Source organism: Microbacterium resistens (assembly GCF_021172025.1).
Taxonomy (GTDB): domain Bacteria; phylum Actinomycetota; class Actinomycetes; order Actinomycetales; family Microbacteriaceae; genus Microbacterium; species Microbacterium resistens.
Map to the genome: position 1 here is coordinate 3056516 of NZ_CP082781.1, position 26539 is coordinate 3083054.

Below are 26539 nucleotides of genomic sequence, written 5' to 3' on the forward strand. Positions count from 1 at the left end.
GACGCCGCGTCGTCGTGGCGATCGCACCGGCCGTTCCCGGGCCGGGCGTTCCGCGCCGACGCCGATGCTAGCCGACAATTGGCTTATTGTCGACAATCGACTATCGTCATGACTCACGTCGGCGGTGACCGCCGGCGATCCCGAGGAAAGGCGCTCATGAAGATCACCGGCATCGAGACATGCGGACTGCGCGGGGCCACGCCCGAGGGGGGCTGGTCGAACGAGCTGAAACCGGACGACGTCGTCCACACCCTCGTCGCGGTCCACACGGACGAGGGCCCCGTCGGCGTCGGCAGCGCCTTCACCAGCGAGAGCCTCGTTCGTGGGGCGATCGAGCTGCTCGCTCCGCACCTGTACGGGCAGGACCCGCGGGAGGTCGAGCGGCTCACCGAGACGCTGCACCAGACGGCGTTCTGGATGGGCAGGGGCGGATCGCTGACGCATGCCACCAGCGCCATCGACATCGCGCTCTGGGACATCGCCGGTCAGGCGCTGGGGCGGCCGGTGGGGGCGCTCCTGGGCGGGCGGTACCGCGACCGGGTGCGGCCGTACGCGTCCGTGCTCATGGACGAGGAGGGCCCCATGACCGAGAACCTCCTCGCGCTCGCCGCTCAGGGATTCCGCGCCTTCAAGATCGGCTGGTGGAAGTTCGGGCGCGTCGACGCGCGCACCGATGAGCGGACGGTCGCGGCGGCCAGGGAGGCGGTCGGCGACGCGCTGCTCGCGGTGGACGCGGGCGGATCCGAAGGGTACTTCCCCGGCTCACTGAGCTGGGCGAAGCGGACGGCGCGGATGCTCGCCGACTACGACGTGGCGTGGTTCGAGGAGGCGTTGGCCCCGGACGACATCGACGGGTTCGTCGAGCTCCGCGCGAGCTCACCGGTGCCCATCAGCGGCGGCGAGGTGCTCACGCGCCGCCAGAGCTTCGCCCCGTACCTCGCCCGCCGCGCCTTCGACATCGTCCAGCCCGACACCACCAAGGGCGGCGGGCTCAGCGAGTCCCGGCGGATCGGCTGGGCGGCCCAGGACGCGGGGGTCCGGCTGATCCCCCACGGCTGGAACACCGCCATCGGTCTCGCCGCCGACCTGCAGCTCTCCTCAGCCCTTGCTCACACCGACCTGGTCGAGTACAAGACCGGGTCCGAGTACGTCGATGCGCTCGTCGAGGGCGGATGGACGCTCGACACGGACGGCATGCTGCCCATCCCGAGCGCACCGGGCCTCGGGGTGTCGCTGAGTCGCGAGACGCTGGAGCGCTACGGCACGCGACCGGACTTCGCCCGTCCGCGGGGGTGAGGAGCCGTCGTCGCCCACGCTCGTCCCCGGGGTCACACCGCTCCCGGGCCGCCGGCCGGGAGCGCGATGCCCGCCCTGGTGAGCATCGCCGCCGGCTCCGGGCGCGCGGACATGAGGCGGATGATCGGGCCGAGCGCGGCGCGCGCGCTCGCCAGGCGAAGTGCCGTCTCGCGAACCGTCGTGAGAAGGCGGCCCTGTCGGAACATCACGCGCGCGAGCAGGCGCGAGTTCGACTGCGCCGACTCGACGCGAGGGCGCTGCCCCTGCTCCCACGCGGCAAGAACGGCCGGCAGCGTGCGTCGGTCCGCGTGGGGGAGGACGCGAGAGAGCGTCCACGCGGACTCCAGCGCCATCGCCGCGCCGATCCCCGCCGTGGGCAGGAAGGCTGCGGCGGCGTCCCCGAGGAGGACGGCGCCCGGGGCGGTCCACGCCGCGGCGCGCGCGTCCTCCAGCCGCCACCAGTAGGGGGACGGATCGGCGGCCGCCGCGTCGAGGGCGGCTGCCAGGCGCGGCGTCGGAGCGGGCACGCCGTGGCGGACCCGCTGGGCGAACACGGCCGCACCCTCCTCCCGGATCTCGGCCGGCCCGCCGAGGAACACCCCGCGCCGGCTCCCCGTGCCGCCTCCGACGGGGTAGGCGCCGAGGAAGAAGCCGTTTCCCCAGAGCTCGTCGCCGGTGTGGGGGTCCTCGTCGTCCTCGCTCCAGAGCACCCATCCGCCCCACCCTGTCCGAGTCCTCTCGATCGGCTGCACCGGGAGCAGAGCCCGTAGCGCGGAGCCGATGCCGTCCGCGCCGACCACGAGGTCGAACCGCTCCGCTCGGACGGCGGAGCGCGGGGCGTCAGCGCCCTCCGCGGGCGCCGACGCGAGGGTCACGCGGCGGCCGCCGCGCTCGGGCGTGCACGAGGCCACAGTGAGACCGGGGGTCACAGTGCAGCCGTCCGCCGTGAGCACGTCCAGGAGTGCTCCGCGGTCGATGCCCCGGTAGTCGCCGTGCGCCGAGAGCAGGTCTCCGAGCGGGTCCCGGCGGAGGACGCGTCCGCGGCGCGAGTGGAAGGCGAACGTGCGCAATGCCACGCTGCGCTCTCGGTAGAGCGCGGTCGAGCCGAGATCTCGGAAGACGGGATCCGCGTTGGGCATCAGCGCGAGCATGTACCCCGGGTGCTCGCCCGGCGCCGTGCGTTCCACGAGCGCGGGGTGCAGTCCTCGCCGTCTGAGCAGCTGGGCGAGCGCGGTGCCCGCGACGCCGGCGCCCACGATGAGGATCCGCAGCGGGTCGTCCCGCTGGGCGTGGAGCTGGTCGTCGAGCGATGCGGTGATGAACACGGTGCCTCCCGGGTGAGACGGATTGGACCGGGTGGTCCAATCCGAGGATACGCCTAGTGGACCACCCGGTCCACTAGGCTCGGGGCATGCCAGGACCGCTGCCGCTCGCTCCCGACCGCCGTGACGCCCTGATCGCGGCGACCCTCGCGGAGTTCGACGCGCATGGATACGACGGCGCCTCCCTCAATCGGATCATCCGGACCGTCGGGATGAGCAAGAGTTCCTTCTACCACTTCGTCGGATCCAAGGCGGAGCTCTTCGACGCCGTCATCGCGCTCCTCCTCGACGATGTCTCCGAGCGCTGGCGGCCGCCGTCGGCGGAGACGTTCCGGGCCGACTTCTGGGGGTCCGCGCGTGCGGTGCTCGACGACGCGGGGGCCCTGACCGCGACGGATCCGGCTCTCCGTGCGCTCGGCCGGATCTTCTACCTTCCCGGTGCGCCCGAGGACACCGGGGAGCGGGCGCGGCTGCTCGCCGCGGTCCGCGGATGGGTCGGGGATGTGCTGGACGTCGGAAGGGAGACGGGAGCCGTGCGCGCGGACCTGCCGGCGCCCCTCCTCGCCGACGCCGCCTTCGCGGTGCTCCGGACGATCGACGAATGGGTGCTGCGCGAGGAGCGCACGCCTGCGGACGCCGAGATCGCCGAGCGCGCCTCGCTGTCGTTGATCCGAGGGCTCCTCTCACCCGACGGCGACCGCTGAACCGCTGTCCCGGGCGCATCCTGGGCACCGCGCACGTCACGAAGGGCTCCCGCGAACTCCGGGTTTCCGTGCCCAGGCGTCGGGTTTCCCCCGTTCCGGGCATCGGAGAGCGGTGCCTAGATTGCAGTGGGCGCGGGATCCCGGGCCCTTCCCCGAACCGAGGACACCCCATGCCGCCGTCCCCCGCGCGCCCCTTCCCAGCGCGCCCCATCGCCCGTGCCGCGACCATCGAGGTCGTCTGGTTCTTCGCGATCGCGATTCTGCTGTGCTTCGCGCTGTCCGTGCCCATGGTGTTCCGGCTGGTGCCGACCGACCTCAACAACCTCATCACGCCGATCCTCCAGCTGACCCCGCTCATCGCCGGGGTCATCCTGTGGCTCGTCCGCCGGCCGGGGACGTTCCGGGAGACCTTCGCCACCGGGTGGCGCGGCACGCTCCGGTGGGCGGGCGTCGGGATCGGGCTCATCGCCGGGATCGCCGCGATCCAGACGGCCATCGCCCTCGCGACCGGGATCTGGCCACTCAATCCGCTCGACGAGATCCTGGCGGCGACGCTGTGGATCGTCCCGGTCTTCCTCCTGCAGTCGGTGTTCGCGATCGGCGAGGAGTTCGGATGGCGCGGATGGCTGGCCACCCGCGCCGCGAGCTGGGGGTTCTGGCGGCTGTCCGTCATCAGCGGCCTCGTCTGGATCGTCTGGCACCTCCCGGTGCTCGCGGTGATCGGGGACCGGCTGCTCTGGGACATCGTGATCTACTACGCGGGCATGCTGCCGTGGGCCCCGCTGCTGCTGGCGCTGCGGTGGCGCTCCGGCAGCGTCTGGCCGGCGGTCCTCACCCACGGGGCGATCAACAGCGTCCGCGTCTACCTGCTGCAGTCCGTCCCGAACGCCACGGATCACCTGCTCATCGAGGTGATCGGCTGGGTGCTGACCCTCGCCGCGGCCGCGTGGCTGATGCGCGCTCGCCCGGCCTTCGCCGGACCGGCGGTGCGATGAGCACCGCCGTCAGGGGCGGGTGAGCTCCTCCAGGACCTCGACGATGTGGCGGTAGCCGCGGCCGGTCGCCCGCGTCATGCCGATCTCGCACGTGCGGTTCGCCGAGACGAAGGCGTCGAAGGGCCGCTCGGTCTCGGCGTCTCGGATCTCGGCCGCCTCCACGGCCGTCGCCGACGCCGTGAGCTCCGGGTGGAGCATGCCCCGGTCGCCCGCGAACGCGCAGCATCCCCATCCGTCGGGGACGAAGATGTCGTCGGCCACGGCGGCCGCGAGCTGCGTCAGCGCGCCGGTGGCGCCGAGAGCCGTCGTCGAGCACGTCGGGTGCACGGCGATCCGATCGAGCTTCGCCGGGACGTCGAGTCGAGGCAGCAGCTCCCGGGCGGCGAACGTCGTCGCGTCCTCGATGACGAGTCCCGCGTACTCCGGGTGCTCGGCCACCGCGTGGGCGAGCATGACGTGCAGCCCCTCGGTGCAGGACGCGGCGTCGCAGACGACCGGAAGCTCTCCCTCCCTGCTCGCGGCCCACAGCGCGGAGAGCACCCGATCCGTCATCCGGCCGTACCCGGCGAGATGCCCCTTCGACTTCCACGGGGTGCCGCAGCAGAGACCGCCCGCGTCCTCCGGGACGACCACGGGGACGCCCGCGCGATCCAGCAGGGTGCGGAGGGCGTCGCGCGAGCCGTCTCCGTCGCCTTCCGCGCCGAACATCGTGCCGATGCACGCGCCGAAGAAGACTGCCCGGGCGTCCGCCGGATCCCCGGGCCGCGGAGGCCGTGTGCCGCCACGGGGGAGCCCCGCGTCGTACAGGGGCACGGTGTCCGCCCCCAGCACGGCGCGCCCGAGCTTCGTCGCCCCGCGGACGAGGGGAGCAGGCAGGGCGTCGGCGACGGTGAGGGCGGCGGAGCCCAGCCGCGTCACGGCGCCCCAGCCCCGTGCGGCGGCGTCCCACAGGCCGTCCTCCACGGCGGACGCCTGCTCCGCGCGCAGTCGTCGGACGAGATCGCCGGTGTTGATGTCGACCGGACAGGCGACCCCGCACATGCCGTCCACGGCACAGGTCTGGACGCCTTCGTAGTCGTAGTCGGCGCGGAGGTCCCGCAGCAGCTCGGTGTCGCCCTGCTCCTCGGCCCAGGCCATGTCACGGCGCAGCACGATCCGCTGCCTCGGGGTCAGCGTGAGGTCCTTGCTCGGGCACGTCGGCTCGCAGTAGCCGCACTCCACGCAGCGATCGACCTCGCCCTCGACCGTCGGCACCCGCTTGAGGTCACGCAGGTACGAGTCGGGGTCCTCGGACAGGACGACGCCGGGATTGAGGAGCCCGGACGGATCGATGAGCCGTTTGATGTCCCACATGAGGTCGGTGAGCTCGTCCCCATACTGCCGGCGCACGAACGGCGCCATGATCCGGCCGGTGCCGTGCTCGGCCTTCAACGACCCCTGCTGGGACAGCACGAGCTCCACGAGGTCGTCCGTGAACCGCCGGTAGCGGGCGATGCTGTCCGGGTCGTCGAAGCGCTCGTTGAGCAGGAAGTGCACGTTGCCGTCCTTGGCGTGCCCGAAGATGACGGACCCCTCGTAGCCGTGCAGGGCGAACAGCTCGATCAGTCGCTCGCAGGTGGCCAGGAGCCGGTCCACCGGGACGACGATGTCCTCGAGCAGCGCCGTCGTGCCGGAGGGCCGGGCCCCCGCCACCGCCGTGTAGAGGCCCTTGCGCACATGCCAGAGCGCGGCGCGCTCGGCGGCGTCGGTGGTCAGGGAGGCCTCGACGGCGAGGGGAAGCGCGTCGATGTGCGCGAGGGCCGTCGCCGATGCGCGGCCGAGCTCGTCCGCGTCCTTCGCGTGGATCTCGACGAGCAGGGCGGCGTGCTGGTCGACGGCGATGTCCGCGATCGCCGCGGGCACGTCGCTGAGGCGCTGGGCCACGCGGAGGGAGGCCGCGTCCATGAGCTCGATCGTCGCGAGACCGAGGCCGGTGAGACCGGGGAGGGCCGCCATCGCATCCGACAGCGTCTCGAACACGAGCAGACCCGTCGCGATCGCCGGTCGGACCTCGATCGTGCGGAAGCGCGCCTCCGCGACGAAGGCGAGCGTGCCCTCCGAACCGATCACGAGATGCTCCAGGATCCGCACGGGATCGTCGAAGTCCAGCAGCGCGTTGATGCCGTAGCCCATGGTGTTCTTCATCGAGAACTGCTGACGGACGAACGCGACCTGCTCGGGGGAGGCGCGCAGGCGATCCCGCAGCGCGAGGAGCCCGTCGGCGATCTCCGGCTCCTGCCTGCGCAGCCGTTCCTCCGCGTCGGGCGCCCCGGTGTCGAGGATCGTCCCGCTCGGGAGGACGAGCAGCAGCGACTCGATGGTCCGGTAGGAGTTCTCGACGATCCCGCAGGCCATGCCGCTGGAGTTGTTGGCGACGACGCCGCCGATCGTGCAGGCGATCTCGCTCGCGGGATCCGGGCCGAGCTTGCGTCCGTGGCGGGCGAGGCGTGTGTTCACCTGTCGCACCGTCGCGCCCGGTCCCACGCGCACGGACGCTCCGGCGTCCTCGACCGTGATCCGGCGGAAGTGGGAGCGGGTGTCGACGAGGACGTCGCCGCTGACGCCCTGGCCGGACAGGCTCGTGCCTCCGGAGCGGAACGTCAGGGTGCGTCCCGCGGCGCGCACGGCGTCGAACGCGCGGGCCACGCCCTCCGCGTCGGTCGGGGAGAGCACGGCGTCGGGCACGAGCAGATAGTGCGATGCGTCGTGCGCCCGGGAGAAGCGCTCGATGGAGCGCACCTGGACCTCGGTGCCCGGGGCGAGCAGAGCGGTGTCGAGTGGGGCGGCGAGTGCGGGGGCCACGATGCTCCTCGGGTGGGGGAAGATTGTCAGACAAGTGTACCGACTTGCGCGGGCCTCGGTAGGCTGGGGCGGTGACGAGCATCGCGGAGACCGGTCTGGGGGTCGTGGGCGTCGTGGACGCCGTCACCGCACAGCTGCGGGCGCGGATCCTCCAAGGCGACATCCGCCCGGGTGCGCCGTTGACCGAGGCGGCCGTGTCCCAGACGTACGGAGTCGCCCGTCCGAGTGCGAAGGCGGCGATCGAGCAGCTCGTCGCGAACGGGCTGCTCGTCCGCACTGCCCACCGCAGCGCCCGCGTCGCAGAGATCGACCCGGAAACCGTGCGCGACGTCTATCGCACCCGCACCCGTCTGGAGAGCGCGGCGCTGCGGGAGCTCGCCGAGACCCGGTCGGTGCCCGCGGCGGCCGCCGCGGCGAACGCGGAGATCCTGGCGATGCCGCCCGGCCCGGATCCCGCCACGGTCGATCCGGACCTGCGCTTCCACGCCGCCCTCATCGACGCGCTCAGCAGTGACCGCACTGCGCGGATGTACCGCAGTGTCCTGGACGAGGTGCGCCTCTGCATGGCGCAGGTGCAGGGGCGACGACTGCTCGACGCCGCCGCCATCGCCGCGCAGCACGCCGCCATGCTCGACGCCGTGGCGGCAGGGGAGGGCGAGCGCGCCGCGGACCTCCTCGCCGCGCACCTCGCATCGGCCGAGCAGCGGCTCGTCGAGGCGCTCCTCGCCGACTGACGGGGCGGCGGTGACCCCGCCCGGGGGGCATTTGCCGGCAAGACATTGAACACGCCTTCAAGTCATGCCAGAATATCGGTCCTATAGGCGCGCGCGGCAGGGGGGCCGGGCGCGCGATTCATGATGGGGATGGGGGCTTCTATGGTCGTGCAACGACGAAGGATCACACGGGTGGGGCGGTGGCTCGTCGCCGCGGCGCTGGCGCTCGGAGCGGTCATCGCTCCGGGAGCTGTCTCGGCGGCCGCGGCCGCCGAGATCGTGCCAGGCAGTTCCGTGTACATCGGCGGCAAGCAGGGATACGGCGGCACGGGGCTGTACCCGATCTGGTCGAGCGGGACGCCGACCGGGGACCCGGACTACTGGGCATACTGCATCGAACACGACGTGCCGGCCAAGACCGGTGTCAACGGCGGCGCCGGCGACCCCGACGACTATCTCGGCAGCAACTACTTCACAGACCCGGCGGTCCAGGGCAAGGTGCTCTGGGTGCTCGCGCACAGCTATCCGGCGCTGAGCCTGGAGGAGTTCGGAGCCGCCGCGGGCGTGCCCGACATCGCCCGCAACGATGCGATCGAGGCGACGCAGTACGCGATCTGGCGGTACACGGACCTGACCTTCGACGCGCCGTGGGCATTCGAGACCCCGGACTCCGAGGCCGCGTACTGGTACCTCGTGAACACCGCGAACGCGAGTCCCGGCATGTCTCCGGGTGACTTCGACGTCTCGGTCTCGGTCAGCGCACCGGCCGGCCCGCACACCGCAGGCTCGCTGGTCGGGCCGTTCGTCGTGTCCACGGACCAGCCGGTCGCGACCGTCGCCGTCGACCCGGAGGTCGCGGTGACCGACGCGGACGGCACCCCCGTCGACCTGTCCAGCGTGACCGACGGACAGGAGCTCTACCTGGACCTGCGCACCGCCACGGACGCGGGGACGGCCACCGTCACCGCGAGCGTCACCGGATCGAGCAGCTCGGGGATGATCATCTCCGTGCCGACCACGCCGGGCGAGACCCCCACGGCGGAGGACCACGCGCAGTCGATGATGCTCATCGCTCCTGACACGCTGACGACCGACGCGGAGGCCACGGTGTCGTGGGCCGCGCTGCCGGGAAGCGCCGTGCCGGCGATCGGTACCTCGCTCGTCGACTCCGCGGACGGAGACCGGATCCTGCCGTGGAACGGCGGAACGGTCGTCGACACCGTGCACTACGAGGGTCTGACCCCCGGGGAGACCTACACGGTCTCCGGTGAGCTGATGCGCAAGTCGGACGGGTCCGGCACAGGGATCACCGGATCCACCACGTTCGTGCCGACCGCGGCGGAGGGCACGGTGGACGTGACGTTCGTCGTCCCCGAGGGGTACGCGGGTGAGACGCTGGTGGCGTTCGAGGATCTCTTCGTCGGTCCGGAGGTCTCCGGGGAGCCGGTGGCCGATCACCGCGACATCGATGACCCGGCGCAGACCGTGGTGGTCGAGGAGGCTCCGCAGGCCCCCGCGCCGGTGATCGGGACCTCGCTGACGGATTCGGCGGACGGCGACCGGGTGCTGGGGTGGAACGGTGGGACGGTCATCGACACCGTCGCGTACCAGAACCTGACTCCGGGTACGGAGTACACCCTGACGGGTGAGCTGATGCGGAAGTCGGACGGGTCGGCCACGGGGATCACGGGGTCGGTGACGTTCGTGCCGACGGAGCCGAACGGGTCGGTGGACGTGACGTTCGTCGTCCCCGAGGGGTACGCAGGTGAGACGCTGGTGGCGTTCGAGGAGCTGCGCCTGTCCGGGGAGCCCGATGGTGAGCCGGTGGCCGTGCACACGGACATCGACGACCCGGCCCAGACCGTCCTGGTCGAGGAAGCCCCCACTGCACCGGTCCCGGTCATCGGCACCTCACTGGTGGACGCTGACGACCAGGACCACGTGTTGGACAGCGACGGGGGCTCGGTGGTCGACACGGTCGCCTATCAGAACCTGACTCCGGGTACGGAGTACACCCTGACGGGTGAGCTGATGCGGAAGTCGGACGGCTCGGCGACGGGCATCTTGGGGTCGGTGACGTTCGTGCCGACGGAGCCGAACGGGTCGGTGGACGTGACGTTCGTCGTCCCCGAGGGGTACGCAGGTGAGACGCTGGTGGCGTTCGAGGAGCTGCGCCTGTCCGGGGAGCCCGATGGCGAGCCGGTGGCCGTGCACACGGACATCGACGACCCGGCCCAGACCGTCCTGGTCGAGGAGGGGGAGACGCCGGGCGTGCCGTCGACGCCGACTCCGACGCCGGTTCCTTCGGCGCCGAGCCCGTCGGCGCCGAAGCCCGGGCACGGGGGCGACCTCGCCGTGACCGGTGCCGCGGCACCGATCGCCCTGGCCGGCGCGGCCGGTCTCGCGGTCATCGCCGGGCTCACCCTGATGGCGGCGCGACGCCGGTCCACCCGCTGACCGATCACGGGGCGGAAGGGCGGTTCCCCGCCCTTCCGCCCCGTGTCGTCTCCGTGTCGTCCCCGTGCCGTCGGGCCGCGGCCGTCGCGAGACCTCCGTGCAGCGCCGGCTGGCCGCCGGCCCGGGGCGTCGGCTCAGGAGCGCGGGGAGGGGACCGGTGCGGTCATCGTCGCCTCGATGAGCGTGTGGTCCGCGAAGCGCTCGACCGCCAGGTCCAGGGTTCGCGAGGCGGACGAGCCCAGGCGATCCGCGAGCTCGGGATCGCCGGTCGCGACGAGCAGCATCCGCAGATCGGCGCCGCGCGGGAGCAGCGTCACGACGAGCTCGCTGCCGGGCCGACTCTGCGCGATGCAGTCGAGGACGAGACGACCGAGGGGATCGGCCCGGGCGTCGTCGATCCGCACCTGATCCGGCGAGTGCAGGTGCAGGCGCACCTCCCTGAGGCGAGACTCCGCGAGCGCGAGGGTGAACCACCGGGTCATCCGGGTCGCGTCCTGCGCGACGGCGCTGACCTGGCGGAGGTACGTCTCCTCGTCTCCGCATCGCCGGCGCGTCTCGGGGTCGGCGGGTGAGACGGTGCCGTCGACGAGTGCCTGCAGCAGCTCGAGCGGCTTCCGGAGGCCGGAGGCGCTCCACTGGACCTGCACCTCCGTCGCTGCCTCGAGCCTCGCTGCTTCTCGGGCGGAGCGTTCCGCGGCCAGGCGGGTCTGTGCGATCTGCGCGCCGATCGAGCGGAACAGCCGGAAGAAGATGTGGCACACGATCGTGAGCACGAACGGCGGTGCGGCGAGCAGGGCGATCTCCGTCGTCGCGTCCGGGTGACCCACCGTCGCCGTCGCCGCGATGATGGCGACGCTGAGGACCTGCGTGACGAGCGCCGCGACGAAGGCTCGAAGCGAGGGGCGAGCGACGTGGAGCAGGACGGGAAGGACCGTCAGCGACATGCCCTGGAACAGGTACGGCGCGTCGTCGCCGTAGTCCACGGCGACGAACGCGCACACGTTCGCCACGGGGATCGCGGCGAGCAGCAGCGCGACCAACCACCGCGGTGCCGGCTCGAGGCCCCGGCAGCGGAGCCAGACCGTGGCCCCGCTCGTGACGACCATGACCAGCAGGAGGTAGGCCGCCAGGCTGCCCTCCCGGGGGCGGATGGTCTCCAGCGCGAGTCCGATGGCGGTGGCCTGGGCGACCCAGGCCATGGCTGTGCGCAGCAGGAAGGTCTGCAGGGGTGCGCTCGTCGGTCCGGCGGGCTCCGGGTCCTGCCCGGGGACGCTGAGCGGCACGGCCAGGGTCACGGTCGTGCCCGCCCCGGGAGCACTGTGCAGCGTCACCCGGATCCCATGCGCCCGGCCCCGTGCGAACAGGGAGGATGCGATCCCCCGCAAGGGGGTCTGGGTGCGGTCGAAGCCGCAGCCGTCGTCCGACACGACGATCCGCAGCTCGTCGTCCGCGTACCGGACGTCGATCGCGACATGGTCGGCTCCGGAGTGCTTGGCCGCGTTGCGGACCGCCTCGGACGCGCATCCGTAGACGGCGTCGAGCACCGGGGCGGGCAGCAGCGCCTGGAAGCGGCGGAGATCGTCGCCCGAGATCCCCGACCAGCGGACGGGGAGGCCCTCGTCGTCGAGGTCGGTCAGGCTGAAGCGGGGTTCGCGGCCGACCTGGTGGCGCTGGAAGTCGCGGATGCGCTCCAGGTCTCGTCGGCATCGCTCCCGGGCCTCCTCCGGATCCATGCCGCGGGTGCGATCGCGCGCGAGCGCGCCGAAGGTGTTGATGATCGTGTCGTGCAGCACGCGGACGTACTCGGCGGTCGTCTCCCGCAGCGCCCCGGCGCGTTCGGCGCGCAGCTCCTCGTCGGCCGCCTCCTCCCGCTGCCGGTCCAGGGCGCCGGCGATCCGGCGCAGTGCGTTCGCGAACAGCACGCTCGTCGCGACGAGCACGACGTTCGTGGCCACCGATGCGCTCAGCACGGCGCGGTCCCAGTCCGGGTGGGCGAGCAGGATGACGCCGCCGAACCCGACCGTGAGCGCGGCGGCCGCCACGACCGGCCACGCGCCAGGACGCAGCATGATCGGGAGGATGACCGTCCATGCCGTGAGCGGGACCAGGAGGCCGAGGAGCGGATCGTCTGGGTCGACAACGACGACGAACCAGAACGCGACGGCGAGATAGTAGGGCACGATGAGGACCAACGCCGGCGCGCGGAGGGCGAGGACGAGGATCCCGGCGACGGCGACCGCCGCGGCGACGAGGACCACGGTGGTCTTCGGCACGGCCACCCGGGAGGCGAGGGCAGCGGCCATCAGCAGAAACTGCACCATCACCAGACCGAGGAACTGCGCACGGCGCATGGCGTCGGAGAGGCTCGAGCCGAGCCAGCGGTCCGCGTCCGAGCGCGGCGCGGCGCGGCGGGACCTCCCCGGTGATGCGGTGGCTCGTGGCATGCGGGGATCCTCTCACGCGGGCACGGCGCGAGTGGCCGTGGCATGGTCGGGTCCGGATCGACGCTGGGGGGAAATGGCCGATCCGAACCCGACTCCTGCACCTCGCCGCGTGGCGGGGTCGTCGGTCCGATGCTGCACGCGATTCCTCCCGTGATCACGAGCCGACCCCAGGGCTCGTGGCGCCGACCGACGAGAAGGAGGCATCCGGAATCACCGGTACGACATCACCGCGGTGCGCCGACGTGCATCGCTGACGCCCTGCGATGCCCGCGATCTCCGCGGTGATGGCAGGGCGTCCGTGGCCTCCCTCACCCTCGAGTCAACGACTCGGGCGCCTCGGGTTCTTCCCGTGCCGGCGTTTTGACACCCCTGCGGGGTCGCTTCCGGCCGATTTGACCCCCGCCGGGGGTCACGCGGGGCCCGGCCTGCGGATCAGTCGTGGAGGGTGAGGTACCCGTCGCGTGCGGCGGTCCTGCTCCACTCCGCGCGGGAGGACAGCGGCCGGTCCACGGCCGCGTACTTGTTCCGGACCCGCTGCAGGTACTTCTTGGCCGTGTCCGGCCGGACGCCGATGGAGGAGGCGACGGCCTCGATCGAGAGGCCGGAGGCGTAGAGGATCAGCGCCCGCTCCTCCTGGTCGCTGAGCTTGGGCTGGTTCGGGTCCTGCGCGATCAGGACCGCGAGCTCCGGTGAGACCCACCACTGTCCGGAGAGGACCGCGCGCAGGGCCGCGAGAATGCTGGATTCCGTGTCGCGCTTTCCGATCAGGCCGTGAACGCCCGACTGGATCATCCGCCGTGCCAGAGGCGGTGAGGTGAGCGCGGAGAAGAGCACCACGCGCATTCCGGTCGCGAGCAGACGCCGGACGGTCTCCGGCTTCGCGTGCGGCCCGCGCTCGACCATGAGGTCGAGCAGGACCAGGTTCGGCCGTGCGAGCCGGTCCGTCGACTCCAGCCAGGTCATGAAGGACGGGAGGTCCTCCCCGTCGTACACCACGGACATGTCGGACTGTGCGTTGATCAACGCCATCGCGTACTTGCGCTGCAGCAGATGGTCCTCGATGACCGCGATCCGATACATGTCTCCCCTTGCCACCGTGCGCGCGGCGCACACCTCGCGGCCCCCCACGGTGGCACAGGACCGCCGTTCCCCGAATCGTCAGAAACGTCGACTCTCAGCATACGAATCGGCCGGGCCGTGCGGGCTGGGACCCTCGTATGATTTCGGGATTCCTCTGTGGAGGGGCTGACGGGAATCAAGAGACCAGGGGTTTCGTGTGTCCGCCAGTGAGCGCTTGCGCACAGAACGCCACAAGACTTCTGGCGCGTTCGAACGCCGTCGCACGCGGGGCATGATGCCGCCACGAGACCAACCCTCCTGGTGTCCCTGCGCCTGGCTACGGTACGACACATGACGGACGCAGAGCAGATTGCAGTGACAATGGGCGCATCACCGAGCATTTGGTTGGCCGTACTCGTGCTCTCGGTGGTTCTCGGGACCACGATTCTTGTGTCGGCGGGCCGGGTGGCGTCTCCGCGTCTACGCGCTGATGAGGAACGCATCGATCTCTCGCGCCTCACACCCGAGCGACTGCACAGGATTCGTGCGGCTCTCATTCCAGGGCGAAAAGGCGCGTGGAACGCGATGGTTGCCGAACACGACACGAACCGTCTCAAGGCCCAGCTGGCAGGCGCGCGGACCACACGTCACACGGTCGCCTGGTCGCTACTCCTCGTAACTGTCCTGCTCGTCGCGTCGTTGCTTTCGAGCGTCGCGATCTACACCGAGGTCGGACGCACGGGTGTGCTGTCGCTTTCGCTGGGGGTGCGTTTCGTCGGGCTCATGTTCATCATGATGATCGGCTGGTACGGGATCCCGATGTTCACTCTCTGGGCGCGGGGGACTATGGAGCGTGCGCGGATGCCGTTCGCGTGGCGTCTGCTTGCCCGGAGCGCAGCGATCAAGACTCTCAGCCATCCCCGCGAGAACCGGTGGGTCGGGCAGGAGAACCCTCGTGAGGGGCGGGTCACCATCGCGATGACCGCTCGGCTACTGAGCGAGATCGAAGCGGAGGTGATCGAGTTCTTCGCGAAGCCACGACGCTCCAACGCGACCGCACAGCTGGTCTGGCGAACATACGATGCACCTCGCGTCAGCCGTGTCTTGAATGCGAAAGCCCAGTTGCTTGGTCAGAACGCCCAGGAAGTCGACGTCAAGAAGATCTATGACTGGATTGACCTCGTCGTCGACGAACTCGTCAACCGGAAGACGAGACGTCGAGCGTTCGCCGCGGCTCCCATTGCTGCTGAGCTACTCGAACCGCGTCAACGCGCGCAGGCGCGGCGCGTGCTGCGGCTCGGGTACTGGAAGTCACCTGCAGGTGTGTTTTCCTCGATCCTTGCCCTGCTTCTTGGTGCCACTGGAGTGACCCTGATCTACCCTGAACTCCGCACCGTGTTTGGACCGAACCTGGAAGCACTGGGATGGCTGAAGACGATCGTCTTGGTCGCCGTAACCGCGGTCATCACGCAGTTGGTCGCAACGTTGTTCCGCTTGAGGGAGCCGAAGTGGCTTCGCGACTCGTAGCCACCCGCGGGGTGATGTACTTGCTTTCAGGGGGGAAGTCGAAAGGCAACGGGCGTGGAAGATCGCGTCGGGGTCGGGATTCCTCTGTGGAGGGGCTGACGGGAATCGAACCCGCGCTGTCTGCTTGGGAAGCAGAAGTTCTGCCATTGAACTACAGCCCCGGAGCCTTGCGGCGTCTGGCCAGCATAACAAACGCCGCGCCCACCCGGTGACACCGCGGCTCCGCGCCTCGCGACACCGGAAGGGCCCAGGCGCGGCGAGAACGCTGCAGGCGAGCGTCGGAGCGGGCCGCTACGCTGAAAACGTGCTGCTCTCCGATCGGGATATCCGTGCCGGCCTGGACGAGGGAAGGATCGGGCTCGACCCGCTCGAGCCGTCGATGATCCAGCCGTCCAGCATCGATGTGCGCCTGGACCGCTACTTCCGGCTGTTCGACAACCACAAGTACCCGTTCATCGACCCGTCCGCCGACCAGCCCGAGCTGACCCGGCTCATCGAGGTCGATCCGGATGAGCCGTTCATCCTCCACCCGGGGGAGTTCGCCCTGGGCGCCACGTTCGAGCAGGTCTCCCTCGCCGACGACGTCGCGGCGCGGCTGGAGGGCAAGTCGTCGCTCGGGCGCCTCGGCCTCATCACGCATTCGACGGCGGGGTTCATCGATCCCGGCTTCCGCGGACACGTCACGCTGGAGCTCGCGAACGTCGCGACGCTCCCGATCAAGCTCTGGCCGGGGATGAAGATCGGTCAGCTCTGCTTCTTCCAGCTCACCTCCCCGGCCGAGAACCCGTACGGATCGGGTCCGTACGGCAACCGCTACCAGGGGCAGCGCGGGCCGACGGCGTCGCGGTCGTTCCAGAACTTCCATCGCACGAACGTCGGCGTGACCGACGCGGGATCCACAGGGGGCTGACATGCAGGGCGACGCGACCGATCCGGAGAACGGCGCGGGCATCCCGGACCCCGAGCCCGGGAGCGCGGCGGACGCCGGAGCGGTCCCGCCGCCCGCCGCGGGCGGCGACGATCTGCCGGAGGCCGGTTCCCCGGACGTCCCGGCGGCCCCCGCCGTACCGGGCCCGGAGAACGCCCAGGCCGAACAGGCGCTCGCCGAGGCCTCCGACGCCGTGGCCGAGGCCGGTGCGCTCGCCGCGTCCCCCGCGGCCGAGGAGCTGAACCCGGAAGAGCTGCTCTCCTCGGGGGACGCCATCGACATCCCCCCGGCGCCGGAGATCCCCGAGCCGGACGCCGCGATCCTCGACCTCATCGAGTCGCCCCCGGACCCGCCGGTGGACGAGGCGCTGCTCGCCTCCGCCACGGACGAACGGCCGTCAGGACCGGCGACGGACGCGGGCACCCATCTCATCCCCGCGTCGTCCGGTTCCGGTGCGCCGTCCGCTTCGTCGGCTCCGCCGCCGGGCGGGACCGCACCGATGGACTCCGGACCGACCGGCGCCGGGGCCCCTTCGCCGAACGGAGCGCCGACCGCACCCCCGACCACGGATGCAGCCGCGACACCGCCCGGCGTCCCGGCTGCGCCCTCGTCGCCGAGCGTCCCGGCATCCGGCGCCCCGGCGCCGTCTTCGGACGCCGCGGGCACACCGGGAGGGTCCCCCTTCGGCGGCCTGCCCGCGGCGCCGCCGGCCACGGACCTGCGGCGGGACGACGCTGCCGGGGAGGACCGCAGCTACCGCGGATGGACCGCCGCGATCCTCGGCTTCCTCGGGCTGCTGCTCGTCGGCGCGATCGTGCTCATCGTCTTCCTCCTCGGGCAGTCCTCGTCGTCGGCGGCGCCCGCACCGGCGACCACTGCATCGCCTTCGGCGTCGTCCTCGGCGGCGCCGTCGGTCGCCCCGTCCCGGTCGCCCTCGACCACTCGATCGCCGGCGGCGTCGGCGAGCCCGCGCCCCACGGAGACCGACGCCGCCGTCACGCCCCGCCCCGCCGCGCGCTGCGACGAGGTCTGCACGGCGCTGGCGGATGAGGCCGGGGCCCGGATCGTCAGCGCCGACGGCGCGGTGACCTGGCGACTCGCGGAGGAGTGGGAGACGGCGGACACCAACTCGGCCAACGCGGCCGAGGTGGCGCACGCGGTCTACACGTCTTCCGTGGGCGAGGTGGAGATGACGGTGTGGAGCTTCACGGGCGGATCGGCGGCCTCGGACCGCGCGTTCGAGCGCTTCGCCCAGGAACGCGGCACCCCCACCTCGCAGGACACCGTCTACGACGACGGACGCGGCATGCGGTACGACTACGACTCCGCGACGACATCTGCCGTCCTCTGGACGGTCGGCGACGACCCGTCCCGCTCCTGGGTGATGCTCGTGGAGGGCCCCGCGGGCGACGAGGTGTTCCAGTTCTACCTGGCCCTGCCGCTCTGACCCGGCGCTCGCCGCTGCGGATCCGGGGGATGAGCGCCGACCGTCGTGTCCTCGCGGAGGCCGGACGATCCGTCGGGTGCGACGGACGCCCGGTCGGGCGGGCGCCGCGGAGCCACGACAGAGTGGAAGCATGACCACGACCGCCCCCACCCCTGTGACCACCGCCGCCGGATCGGCCCCGCTGCGCTACGGCGCCCTCATCACGATGATGGCGATGAGCTTCCTGCTCGTCACGGCCGAGTTCCTGCCGAACGGCGTGCTCACCGAGATCGCCGCCGACGTGGGGGTCACGCCCGGGCAGGCCGGCCAGATGGTCACCGTCACGGCGCTCGTCGGGCTGCTCGTGGCCCCGACCATCGGACTCGCGCTTCCTCGCCTCGACCGCCGCTCCCTGCTCGTCTGGATGGCGGTGGCCGCCGCGGTCTCCAACATCGTTGTCGCGTTCGCGCCCTCGCTGCCGCTGCTGCTGCTGGCACGGATCCTGCTCGGCGCGGCGCTGTCCGGGTTCTGGACGATGTCGATCACCGTGGCCGCGCGCATCGCCGGTCCCGAGCGCCTCGGCCGGGCGGTGATGTTCACGTCGGCGGGAACCTCCCTCGCCACGGTCGCGGGAGTGCCGATCGGCGTGATGCTCAGCGAGCTCGCCGACTGGCGGACGGTCTTCGTCATCGCCGCGGTCGCGACGGGAGCCCTCGCGATCGCCCTGCGGATCCTCCTGCCCTCGGTCCCCGCGGAGAACGCCGCTCGGCTCTCCGTGCTGCTGGACACGGTTCGCCGCCCGGGCATCGCGCTCGGCGTCGTCGGCCACGTGCTCGTGGTGCTCGGGCACTTCCTCGCCTACACCTACATCCGGCTCGCGCTGGATCGGGTCCAGATGGACGGCACTCCGATCGACGCGGGCACCGTGATCCTGCTGCTCGCCGTCTTCGGCGTCGGCGGTCTCGTGGGGAACCTCGTGATCGGCGTGGTCATCGACCGCACCTACCGTCTGTTCGCGGTCGTCTCCCCGCTCGTGATCGCCCTGATGGTGCTGCTCGTGATCCTCGGATCCGCTTCCCCGTGGACGATCGGCGTCGCCGCGTTCGTCTGGGGCTTCTTCTTCGCCTCGTGGCTGCTCATCGTGAACACCTGGGTCGGGCACCGGATGCCGGATCGCCTGGAGGCAGGCGGCAGCGTCGTGGTCGTCGGATTCCAGGCCGCCATCATGATCGCCGCCGGGGTGGGCGGCGCGCTGGTGGACGGTGTGGGGATCGAGGTCGTGTACGTCGCCGGCGCCGTCGCGCTGGCCGTGGGCGCGGTCCTGTTCGGTCTGTCCAACCGGGCGGGCGCGCGCCGCTGACGCCGCGGCCTCCGCCGTGGGAGGCGAGGGGCTCAGGCGGGAAGCGCGGCGGTGCGCGCGGCCCGCCAGGCCGACGGGGTCATCCCGGTGTGCCGACGGAATGCGCGGCTGAACCCTTCGTCGGATCCGTAGCCGAGCTCGCGCGAGATCTCGCTCACGCTGTAGCCGCGGCGCAGCAGCTCCTGGGCGGAGCGCATCCGCACGTCGGTCACGTAGCCGAGGGGCGAGCGGCCGAAGGCCTGCCGGAAGCGCTCGGCGAAGACGGAGCGCGACATCGCGCCCAGCGCGGCCAGGCTGTCCAGCGACCAGTCCCGACCGGGCTCGGCCTGGATCGCGTCGACGACCCGGTCCAGGAACGGGTCGTTCGACAGGGACGGCCAGCCGGCGGGGGCGCAGCCGTTCGAGGACCAGGCGCGGATCACCGAGGCCAGCACCGTCCGGGACATCATCCGGCAGATCGTGAGGTCGCCCTCCCGGTCGGGGCAGGCGTTCTCGCGGTCCACGCCCATGTGCTGGGCGAGCGCGGCGGCCGCGGGCTCGAGCGTGTCGAACCCGGTCACGAAGGCGCGCTCGGGGAGCAGGCCGGCGACGTGGGCGGATCCGTCGGCGAGGTCGAGGGCCGACAGCAGGATCCGCGCCCGTCCTCGAGCCTCCAGCGCGAGCGACCGGCCGCCGGTGGACAGCAGGACGTCACCCGCGGACAGCGCGCTGAGCGGCGGCTTCGCCGGCGAGAGGGAGACCCGGCCGGTCGGGCGGATGGTGCAGGAGGAGCCGCCGTCGGAGAGGATCCGGACCTCGCCGTCGAGCACGTACACGAGGGCGAGGTCGCCCGCGTCGACGGGGAGCACCTCTCCCGCATCGAGGGAGACCCGGATCTGGCGCCGGATGTGCACGTCGACCGCCGCGAGGACGGTTTCGAGCGCCGCCGTCGACCGGCGTTCCGGCGCCGCGACGGCGACACGCGGGCGGACGGTCGGGGCGGGGGCGGCGATCGTGCTCATAGAAGGACGAACCGGCGCTCGGAACGACGTATTCCGTCGTGACGTCGCGTGTGCGCGCCGGGACATGCGAAGGCCCCGCGTTCGCGAACGCGGGGCCTCCGGCGGCCGGGCGGGCATCGGAGAGGTCAGCGCTCGCCGAGGTGGAGGTGGATGTGGGTCGCCCCGGAGCGGCGGTGGCCGCCGTGAGAGGGGCGGCCGTGGTGCGAGTGGCGACCGCGGCGGCCGTCGTGTCCGTGGCCTCCCCGCGGCCCGTCGCACTCTTGGCGGTCGAACCGGTCGGCGGGGGCGAACCGGTCGGCACCGGGGAACCGGTCGAACCGCTCGGTGCCGTGGTCGCCGTGCGGCCGGCGGCCGAATCCGGCGTGCGTCGGGTCGGTGTGGTGCGGGTCCGCAGGACGGCCGTGGCCGAAGTCGGTGTGTCGGCGCATCTCGCGCAGCACGGCGCGGAAGGCGCGACGTGCGCGGTCGTCCTGGCCGTCGTCGTGTCGGTCCTGGCGCCGACCGCCGTGCCGGTGCTCGCCGTGCCGGTGCTCGCCGTGCCGGTGGGTACGCCCGGGGCGCCGGGGAAGACGCATGCCCTCCTGCCAGCCGAGCTCGCGCGTGATCTTCTCGAGCGTCGAGGCCATGGCGGCGAACTCGTCGGGCTCGACGGCGCCGGCGATGCGGGCGCGGATGCCGTCGACGAGGGCATCGAGGCGTTCCTTCGCGCCACGTCCTTCGTCGGTGAGCGTCCAGCCGTCGCCGTCGCTCGCCACCCAGCCGAGCTCGACCAGGCGGCGCAGCTTGGACGCCGACAGCGGGCGATCCGACGGGACGGTCCCGTCGACGACGTTGAGCAGGCGCCACTCGCGACGGCTCACGTCCTCGTTCTCGAAGGCGCGGGCGAACTCGGCCGCCATCAGGCGGTCGACGGCGGTGATCCAGAAGCCGAACGGTCGATCGGCGGAGTGTGAGGTGAAGTCTTGGGTGTTCATGGGTGATGTCCTTTGCTTGTCATTGTGCATGTGTATGTAGTGTGACATGCGATTTAGATGCATGTCAAGTCGCATGTAAAATGAGCGGGTGAGCACTCCGCAGCGCCCATCGGACGGCGAGGTCCCCGATCCCGTCGACGCGATCTTCGCGTTCCTCGGACGACTTCGTGGACGAGGGCCCTTCGGCCCCGGGGATCCGCGCATGCACGGCGGCCCGCACGCCCGGGGTCACCGGCACGGCGTGCCCGCTCCCTCGGACGGCGACCGGGAGGGAGTGGGCCTGCACGGCGGGCACGGCCACGGCGGCCATCGCGGGCACCGCGGGGCCGGGATGCCCGGCGGGCGGGGCGGACACGGGATGGACGGACGCGCACCCGCGCGGCTGCGGATGCTGGAGGCGCTCGCAGGGGGTGCTCTCAGCGTCAGTGCGATCGGCGAGGCGATCGGGGTCGATCAGCCCCGCGCCTCACGGCTCGTGCAGCAGGGCGTGGACAGCGGATGGGTGGTCCGCGAGGCGGATCCGGAGGACGCGCGGCGCACCCGCATCGTGCTCACCGACGAGGGCCGACGGCTGATCCGTGGCGTCCGCGGCGAGCGGCGCGAAGTGCTTGGTCGCGCCCTGGAGGCGCTGGAGCCGGAGGAACGCACGGAGCTCGCACGTCTGCTCACGAAGCTCGCCGAGAACTGGCGCTGACCCCCTCCTCGGGGCGTCGGGCGTTTCGTCTCGCTGCGCTCGCTCAACGACCGACGCGCCTTCCGGTCGTTGAGCGAGGAGCGCAGCGACGAGACGAAACGTGGTGACCCAGCGTTTCGGGCGCCTCGTCTCGCTGCGCTCGCTCAACGACCGACGCGCTCGCGCACGGGGAGCAGCAGCAGGAGGCCGATGAGCAGGACGAGGACGATCCCGAGGATGCCGAAGGCGGTCGCGCCGGTCAGCACGATCAGGATGGTCCACGCGCCCGAGGCCATCCAGCTGGCGGCGCGGCCGGTCGTGGCGTACAGCCCGAAGATCTCGCCCTCGCGTCCCGCCGGGGTGACGCGTGCGAGGAAGGAGCGTGCGGCCGCTTGGGCGGGACCCACGAAGGCGCAGAGGATCAGGCCCCCGATCCAGAACACCGTCTTCCCGGAGTCCACGAGGAAGAACACGGCGAGACCCGCGACGACCATGGCCGTCAGGGCGGTGAGGATGACGCGCTTGGGGCCGAACCGGTCGTCGAAGCGCCCGGCGACGATGGTGGAGACCCCTGCGATGAGGTTCGCGGCGACCCCGAAGATCACGAGCTCCATGAATCCGAACTGGAAGATCGTGCTCGCGATCACGGCGCCGAACGTGAACACGCCGCCGAGCCCGTCGCGGAAGACGGCGCTGGAGAGCAGGAACCAGAAGGTCGGCCGGGTCTCGGGGTTCCGGTAGAGGCCGGCGACGTCCTTCGCCAGCAGGCCGTACGAGGCGAGGAACCCCACCTTCCGCTCCGGCCGGCCCAGCGACGGCTCGGGCACGTGGAGGAAGATCGGGATCGAGAAGACGATGGCCCAGACCGCGCATCCCACGGCGATGAGACGGAACGGGAGCCCGCCGTCGTCGGGGAGCCCGAACCAGTCCGCGCTGTAGAACACGATGACCAGGACGAGCGCGACGATCCCGCCGAGGTAGCCGAAGCCCCAGCCGAGGCCGGACACCCGCCCGACGGTGCGAGGCGTGGCGATCCCGATGAGCATCGCGTTGGAGTTGACCGCCGCGATCTCCCCGAACACGGCGCCGGCGGAGATGAGGGCGACTCCCAGCCAGAACAGGGACGGCGTCGGCTCGACGAACCACAGCCCGAACATGCAGGCGACGAGCGCTCCCGTCCCGATCCCGAGCCACAGCTTCTGGCGTCCCGCCGCGTCCGCCCGCTGGCCGAGCACCGGCGCGAGCACGAGGATCGCGAGGCCGGCGATGGTCGACCCGAGGCCCAGGCCGCTGGTCAGACCCGCGATCGCGGACTCCTTGACCGGGTCGTCGGCGTTCAGCGCCGCGATCTCCGGCGGCAGGAACGCGTCCGTCGTGAGGTAGAGCGCCGTGAAGATGAACGTGAGGATGACCGTGTTGAAGGGCTGGGTGGCCCAGTCCCACAGCGCCCAGGAGTAGATCTGCTTCTTCGACGCGGGCTCCTCGCCGCGCAGCTCCAGGCCGATGACGCCGACGGCGCCGCTGTCGGCGGTGGCCGGCGGTCCGTCGGCGGGGCGTCGGGCGGCCGGATCCTCGGGCGTGCTCATGGATGAAGTCTGTCCTCGCCGGGTGAACGCCCGGTAGCGGCGCGCCGCAGGCGATCCTCGCTCACGCCGCGGGGGCGGCGGGCGTCTCGGCCAGGGCGGGCTCGCCGTCCTGCCAGCGCGGCGAGGGCAGGTGCAGCAGGATCAGTCCGATGCCGGCGAGCGTCGCGTTGCGGAACGCCGGATCCAGGCCGTTCCAGGCCTGCGACCGCCACATCTGGAACCACTCGCCGCCCATCGCGATGAATCCGCCGACGAACAGCAGCACGATCATCACCCCGCCGATCGTCGCCCAGCGCCGGGCGGCGCCGTAGCCGTGACCGAGGAAACCGCGCACGAAGAACACCACCGAGACGATCAGCGCGACGGCGGCCAGCGACTCCCAGACGATGATCCCGACGTAGCCGATGTTCCACACGACCGGGTTCGAGATCGCCCGCCACATGACGTCCGGATCCAGGCCGGTTCCGGCCTGCTGGCCGAAGTTGGTCGTGTCCATGGACAGCACGTGCTGGACGAACGCGAAGTTCGTCTCGTAGTCGGTGACGTTGCCGAGCGCCACCAGGAAGATGTACAGGCCGTTCACGAGGGCGAAGGCGGCGGCCGCGAACGGCAGGGTGCCGATGACGTGCCAGCGCGGCACCGGGGCGGGGGATGCGGTCATGCCTGCACCGTAGCGCCCTTGCGGCTCCGGGAACAGAGGCCGGCGAGGGAACCTCGGCGCCGACGCCCGCTCGGATCCTCGTGCGTCAGTCCACCGAGCCCCGGGGGACGATCCAGCGGTGCTCCAGCTCCGGGGCGACCTGGGCGATGCTGTCGAAATCCGCGTCGTAGTGGACGACCACGACGCGTTGCCTGTCGGCGGAGTGCCGGATCGCCGTCGCCGCGATCTGCAGGTCGCTGACGCCGGCCGCGCGCCCGATGCCGGAATGGAACAGTCGTCGCTGGAGGTCGATCGCGATCTCCGCGACCCGCTCGTCGGGGGTGAGGAAGATGCGTGCACGGTCGCTCGCCGCCATGATCGCGTCGTGCTCGCGCGCCGATCTCGCCGAATACCCCTCTTCGAGTCGCTGCGGCAGGCACCCGCCCAGATCTCCGTATGAAAGCAACTCGATGAGCGCGTCGGCGACGGCCGGGGATCGGTGGACCCGTTGCAGCACGGAGTTGTCGACGAGGAAGACGTGCCTCACCGCTGTGCGCCGTCGGTGACCTGCGGGTCATCGAGGTCGACGATGACCCCTGCGCGGATCATGTCGACGTAGCCGATCGCATCGGCTCGGCGCACCACCTGTGCCAGTGCCTCGTTGACGACCCTCTTCTTCGTCGTCGCCCCCGTCACCTCCATCGCCCTCGCGATCAGGGCGTCGTCCACATCAATGAGCGTCTTGGTCATGATCACCTCCGGATATCCCATTCTTCTCTTCAGGATATCCGACGCGAGGCGGGGCGAGGTCAGTCGGCCTTCGGGGTCCCGTCCGCCGCGGAGTTCTCCACAGGGCGGCTCGGGTCGACGACGCGGACCGTGCCGGTCGGGACGATCGGCACCTCCTGGCCCTCGGCGTCGATGATCTTCCCGTCCACGACGGAGTCGCCGTCCTCCAAGGCGTCGAGGAGCTCCTCGGGTACCGACCGGCTCGCCGCGGCGACGAAGACGCTGCGGTCGCCCTTCGTGTTCGAGCGGCGCACGAGGTGGTTGAACACGAGGTTCAGCAGGATCGCCATGATCGTCGTCGAGCTGATGGCCGAGTGGAAGATGACCGTGAACCAGGACGGGAACCCGTCGTAGATGCTCGGCTGCACGAGCGGGAGCAGGCCGAAGCCGAGCGAGACGGCGACGGTGATGAGGTTGAGGTTGTTCTTGTAGTCGACCTTGGAGAGGGTCGCGATGCCGCTCGCGGCCACGGTCCCGAACAGGACGATGCCGACGCCTCCGAGCACCGGGGTGGGGATGGCGGCGACCACGCGCCCGAGGACGGGGAGCACGCCCAGGACCACGAGGATCACACCGCCGGCGGCGACGACGAAGCGGCTCTTCACACCCGTGATGGCGACGAGTCCGACGTTCTGCGCGAACGCGCTCTGCGTGAAGGAGTTGAACACGGGGGAGACGGCGCTGGAGAGCATGTCGGCGCGCAGGCCGTTCGCGATGCGCTTCGAGTCGACCTTGGTGCCGACGACCTCGCCGACCGCCAGGATGTCGGCGGTCGTCTCCGTGAAGGTGACGAGGATCACGATGAGCATCGACACGATCGCGGCGATGTCGAAGGTCGGCAGGCCGAAGGCGAACGGCGTGGGCAGCGCGAAGACGGGTCCCTCGCCGACCGTGGAGAAGTCCGCGACGCCGATGACCGTGGCGAACAGGGTGCCCAGGGCGAGGGCGATGAGGATGCTCAGGCGCGCGATCGCGGGCGTGCCGAACTTCGTCAGCAGGATCACCAGCAGCAGGGTCAGCGCGGCCAGGCCCAGGTTCGCGACCGAGCCGTAGTCCGGGGCCTCGGCGTTGCCGCCCATGGCCCAGCCCGCCGCCACCGGGAGCAGGGAGAGACCGATCGAGGTGATCACCGTCCCGGTGACGACCGGGGGGAAGAACCGGATGATCAGCGCGAACGCGGGGGCTATCAGCAACCCGATCGCGGAGGCGACCAGCACGGCGCCCATCACCGCCTGGATCCCGCCGTCCCCCTGGATCGCGAGCATGGTGGCGACGCCGGAGAACGACACGCCCTGCACGAGCGGCAGCTTGGAGCCGAAGAACGGCACGCCGATGGTCTGCAGGATGGTGGCCAGCCCGCCGATGAAGAGCGAGCACGCGATGAGGGTGCCGATCTCCGCCTGGGAGAGCCCCCCGGCCTGTCCGACCACGAGCGGCGGGGCGATGATCCCGCCGTACATGGTCAGCACGTGCTGCAGGCCGTAGGCGAAGCTCGGGCCGATGCCGAGCCGGGCGTCCTCGGGGCGGTCGGTGGGACGAGCGTGCCGCGTCTTCGTCTTGCTCATGTCTCGCGCTTCCTGATCGTCGTCGATCAATAATCCGCAGTACGGAAAAAGAGTTCCGAACTGCGACAATGCTAGGCCAGTCGTTCGGGCCGGTCAACCGTCCGTCGCCGCACCGGCCGTCCAGCGGCGGTCTGTGCATCATCCTCCACGGTGCCCGATCTGCACATCCATTCCCGATCGGCACACGTTCTCGCGTGGCGGGTGTGCAGATCGGGCGGGAGTGTGCAGATCGGGTGGGC

At 71.4% G+C, this 26539-nt stretch carries 21 protein-coding genes and 1 tRNA gene; 10 read left to right on the forward strand and 12 right to left on the reverse strand.

The features are described 5' to 3' along the window. Nucleotides 1–156 precede the first annotated feature (156 nt). A complete protein-coding gene (locus tag K8F61_RS14495) occupies nucleotides 157–1296 on the forward strand; it encodes a mandelate racemase/muconate lactonizing enzyme family protein (protein WP_231819610.1) in 1140 nt (379 codons plus the stop codon). Between the two features lie 32 nt (nucleotides 1297–1328). Here K8F61_RS14495 and K8F61_RS14500 read toward each other — a convergent pair whose 3' ends face one another. Next, nucleotides 1329–2621 (reverse strand): FAD-dependent oxidoreductase, encoded by a 1293-nt coding sequence (locus K8F61_RS14500; RefSeq protein WP_231819611.1) that lies wholly within the window; start codon nucleotides 2619–2621, stop codon nucleotides 1329–1331. A gap of 86 nt (nucleotides 2622–2707) precedes the next feature. Between K8F61_RS14500 and K8F61_RS14505 the strand changes: the two genes are divergently transcribed. Continuing rightward, entirely contained in the window at nucleotides 2708–3322 is a 615-nt protein-coding gene (locus tag K8F61_RS14505; protein WP_231819612.1) for a TetR/AcrR family transcriptional regulator, read from the forward strand. Between the two features lie 170 nt (nucleotides 3323–3492). After that, nucleotides 3493–4317, forward strand: a complete 825-nt coding sequence (locus K8F61_RS14510; RefSeq protein ID WP_231819613.1) for a CPBP family intramembrane glutamic endopeptidase — start codon at nucleotides 3493–3495, stop codon at nucleotides 4315–4317. A gap of 9 nt (nucleotides 4318–4326) precedes the next feature. Here K8F61_RS14510 and K8F61_RS14515 read toward each other — a convergent pair whose 3' ends face one another. After that, the gene (locus K8F61_RS14515; RefSeq protein ID WP_231819614.1) at nucleotides 4327–7158 is read right to left on the reverse strand and encodes an FAD-binding and (Fe-S)-binding domain-containing protein; all 2832 of its coding nucleotides are present in this window, start codon (nucleotides 7156–7158) and stop codon (nucleotides 4327–4329) included. 71 nt (nucleotides 7159–7229) lie between these two features. On the opposite strand from K8F61_RS14515, the gene K8F61_RS14520 reads away from it, so the two are divergent. Beyond that, nucleotides 7230–7892 carry a GntR family transcriptional regulator gene (locus tag K8F61_RS14520; RefSeq protein WP_231819615.1) on the forward strand — a complete coding sequence of 221 codons (663 nt, stop codon included), beginning with the start codon at nucleotides 7230–7232 and terminating at the stop codon, nucleotides 7890–7892. 171 nt (nucleotides 7893–8063) lie between these two features. Beyond that, complete coding sequence (locus tag K8F61_RS14525; RefSeq protein ID WP_231819616.1) at nucleotides 8064–10328, forward strand: VaFE repeat-containing surface-anchored protein; 2265 nt, start codon at nucleotides 8064–8066, stop codon at nucleotides 10326–10328. Nucleotides 10329–10462: 134 nt separating this feature from the next. Here the strand turns inward: K8F61_RS14525 and K8F61_RS14530 are convergent, their stop codons facing one another. Together K8F61_RS14530 and K8F61_RS14535 are read right to left on the reverse strand one after the other, a co-directional pair. Then, entirely contained in the window at nucleotides 10463–12772 is a 2310-nt protein-coding gene (locus K8F61_RS14530; RefSeq protein WP_231819617.1) for an ATP-binding protein, read from the reverse strand. A 432-nt stretch (nucleotides 12773–13204) separates the two neighbouring features. Continuing rightward, nucleotides 13205–13852, reverse strand: coding sequence for a hypothetical protein (locus tag K8F61_RS14535; RefSeq protein ID WP_231819618.1), 648 nt, complete (start codon nucleotides 13850–13852; stop codon nucleotides 13205–13207). A gap of 330 nt (nucleotides 13853–14182) precedes the next feature. Between K8F61_RS14535 and K8F61_RS14540 the strand changes: the two genes are divergently transcribed. Next, nucleotides 14183–15358, forward strand: a complete 1176-nt coding sequence (locus tag K8F61_RS14540) for a hypothetical protein (RefSeq protein WP_231819619.1) — start codon at nucleotides 14183–14185, stop codon at nucleotides 15356–15358. An 87-nt stretch (nucleotides 15359–15445) separates the two neighbouring features. On the opposite strand, the gene K8F61_RS14545 is transcribed toward K8F61_RS14540, so the two are convergent. After that, nucleotides 15446–15519 (reverse strand) — tRNA-Gly (locus K8F61_RS14545). 143 nt (nucleotides 15520–15662) lie between these two features. On the opposite strand from K8F61_RS14545, the gene dcd reads away from it, so the two are divergent. The 3 genes from dcd to K8F61_RS14560 all read left to right on the forward strand — a co-directional run bounded on the left by dcd (nucleotide 15663) and on the right by K8F61_RS14560 (nucleotide 19072). Then, nucleotides 15663–16268 (forward strand): dCTP deaminase, encoded by a 606-nt coding sequence (gene dcd, locus K8F61_RS14550; RefSeq protein ID WP_067244913.1) that lies wholly within the window; start codon nucleotides 15663–15665, stop codon nucleotides 16266–16268. A gap of 1 nt (nucleotide 16269) precedes the next feature. Further along, complete coding sequence (locus K8F61_RS14555; protein ID WP_231819620.1) at nucleotides 16270–17733, forward strand: hypothetical protein; 1464 nt, start codon at nucleotides 16270–16272, stop codon at nucleotides 17731–17733. Between the two features lie 130 nt (nucleotides 17734–17863). Further along, entirely contained in the window at nucleotides 17864–19072 is a 1209-nt protein-coding gene (locus tag K8F61_RS14560; RefSeq protein WP_067249514.1) for an MFS transporter, read from the forward strand. 32 nt (nucleotides 19073–19104) lie between these two features. On the opposite strand, the gene K8F61_RS14565 is transcribed toward K8F61_RS14560, so the two are convergent. Continuing rightward, a complete protein-coding gene (locus tag K8F61_RS14565) occupies nucleotides 19105–20073 on the reverse strand; it encodes an AraC family transcriptional regulator (protein ID WP_231819621.1) in 969 nt (322 codons plus the stop codon). 125 nt (nucleotides 20074–20198) lie between these two features. Then, nucleotides 20199–21047: a hypothetical protein gene (locus K8F61_RS14570; protein WP_231819622.1), complete on the reverse strand. Its 849-nt coding sequence runs from the start codon at nucleotides 21045–21047 to the stop codon at nucleotides 20199–20201. 88 nt (nucleotides 21048–21135) lie between these two features. Here K8F61_RS14570 and K8F61_RS14575 point away from each other — a divergent pair, with 88 nt between their 5' ends. Then, nucleotides 21136–21741, forward strand: a complete 606-nt coding sequence (locus K8F61_RS14575; RefSeq protein ID WP_231819623.1) for a MarR family winged helix-turn-helix transcriptional regulator — start codon at nucleotides 21136–21138, stop codon at nucleotides 21739–21741. A 143-nt stretch (nucleotides 21742–21884) separates the two neighbouring features. On the opposite strand, the gene K8F61_RS14580 is transcribed toward K8F61_RS14575, so the two are convergent. The 5 genes from K8F61_RS14580 to K8F61_RS14600 all read right to left on the reverse strand — a co-directional run bounded on the left by K8F61_RS14580 (nucleotide 21885) and on the right by K8F61_RS14600 (nucleotide 26300). Then, nucleotides 21885–23306: an MFS transporter gene (locus K8F61_RS14580; protein ID WP_231819624.1), complete on the reverse strand. Its 1422-nt coding sequence runs from the start codon at nucleotides 23304–23306 to the stop codon at nucleotides 21885–21887. Nucleotides 23307–23367: 61 nt separating this feature from the next. Continuing rightward, on the reverse strand, nucleotides 23368–23967 hold the full coding sequence (locus K8F61_RS14585) for a DUF2165 domain-containing protein (RefSeq protein ID WP_231819625.1): 600 nt from the start codon (nucleotides 23965–23967) through the stop codon (nucleotides 23368–23370). A gap of 85 nt (nucleotides 23968–24052) precedes the next feature. After that, nucleotides 24053–24493 carry a PIN domain-containing protein gene (locus K8F61_RS14590; RefSeq protein ID WP_231819626.1) on the reverse strand — a complete coding sequence of 147 codons (441 nt, stop codon included), beginning with the start codon at nucleotides 24491–24493 and terminating at the stop codon, nucleotides 24053–24055. Further along, the gene (locus K8F61_RS14595) at nucleotides 24490–24696 is read right to left on the reverse strand and encodes a type II toxin-antitoxin system VapB family antitoxin (protein WP_231819627.1); all 207 of its coding nucleotides are present in this window, start codon (nucleotides 24694–24696) and stop codon (nucleotides 24490–24492) included. Before K8F61_RS14595 ends, K8F61_RS14590 begins: the two co-directional genes overlap by 4 nt. 59 nt (nucleotides 24697–24755) lie before the next feature. Further along, nucleotides 24756–26300 (reverse strand): nucleobase:cation symporter-2 family protein, encoded by a 1545-nt coding sequence (locus tag K8F61_RS14600; protein WP_231819628.1) that lies wholly within the window; start codon nucleotides 26298–26300, stop codon nucleotides 24756–24758. Nucleotides 26301–26539: the final 239 nt, after the last annotated feature.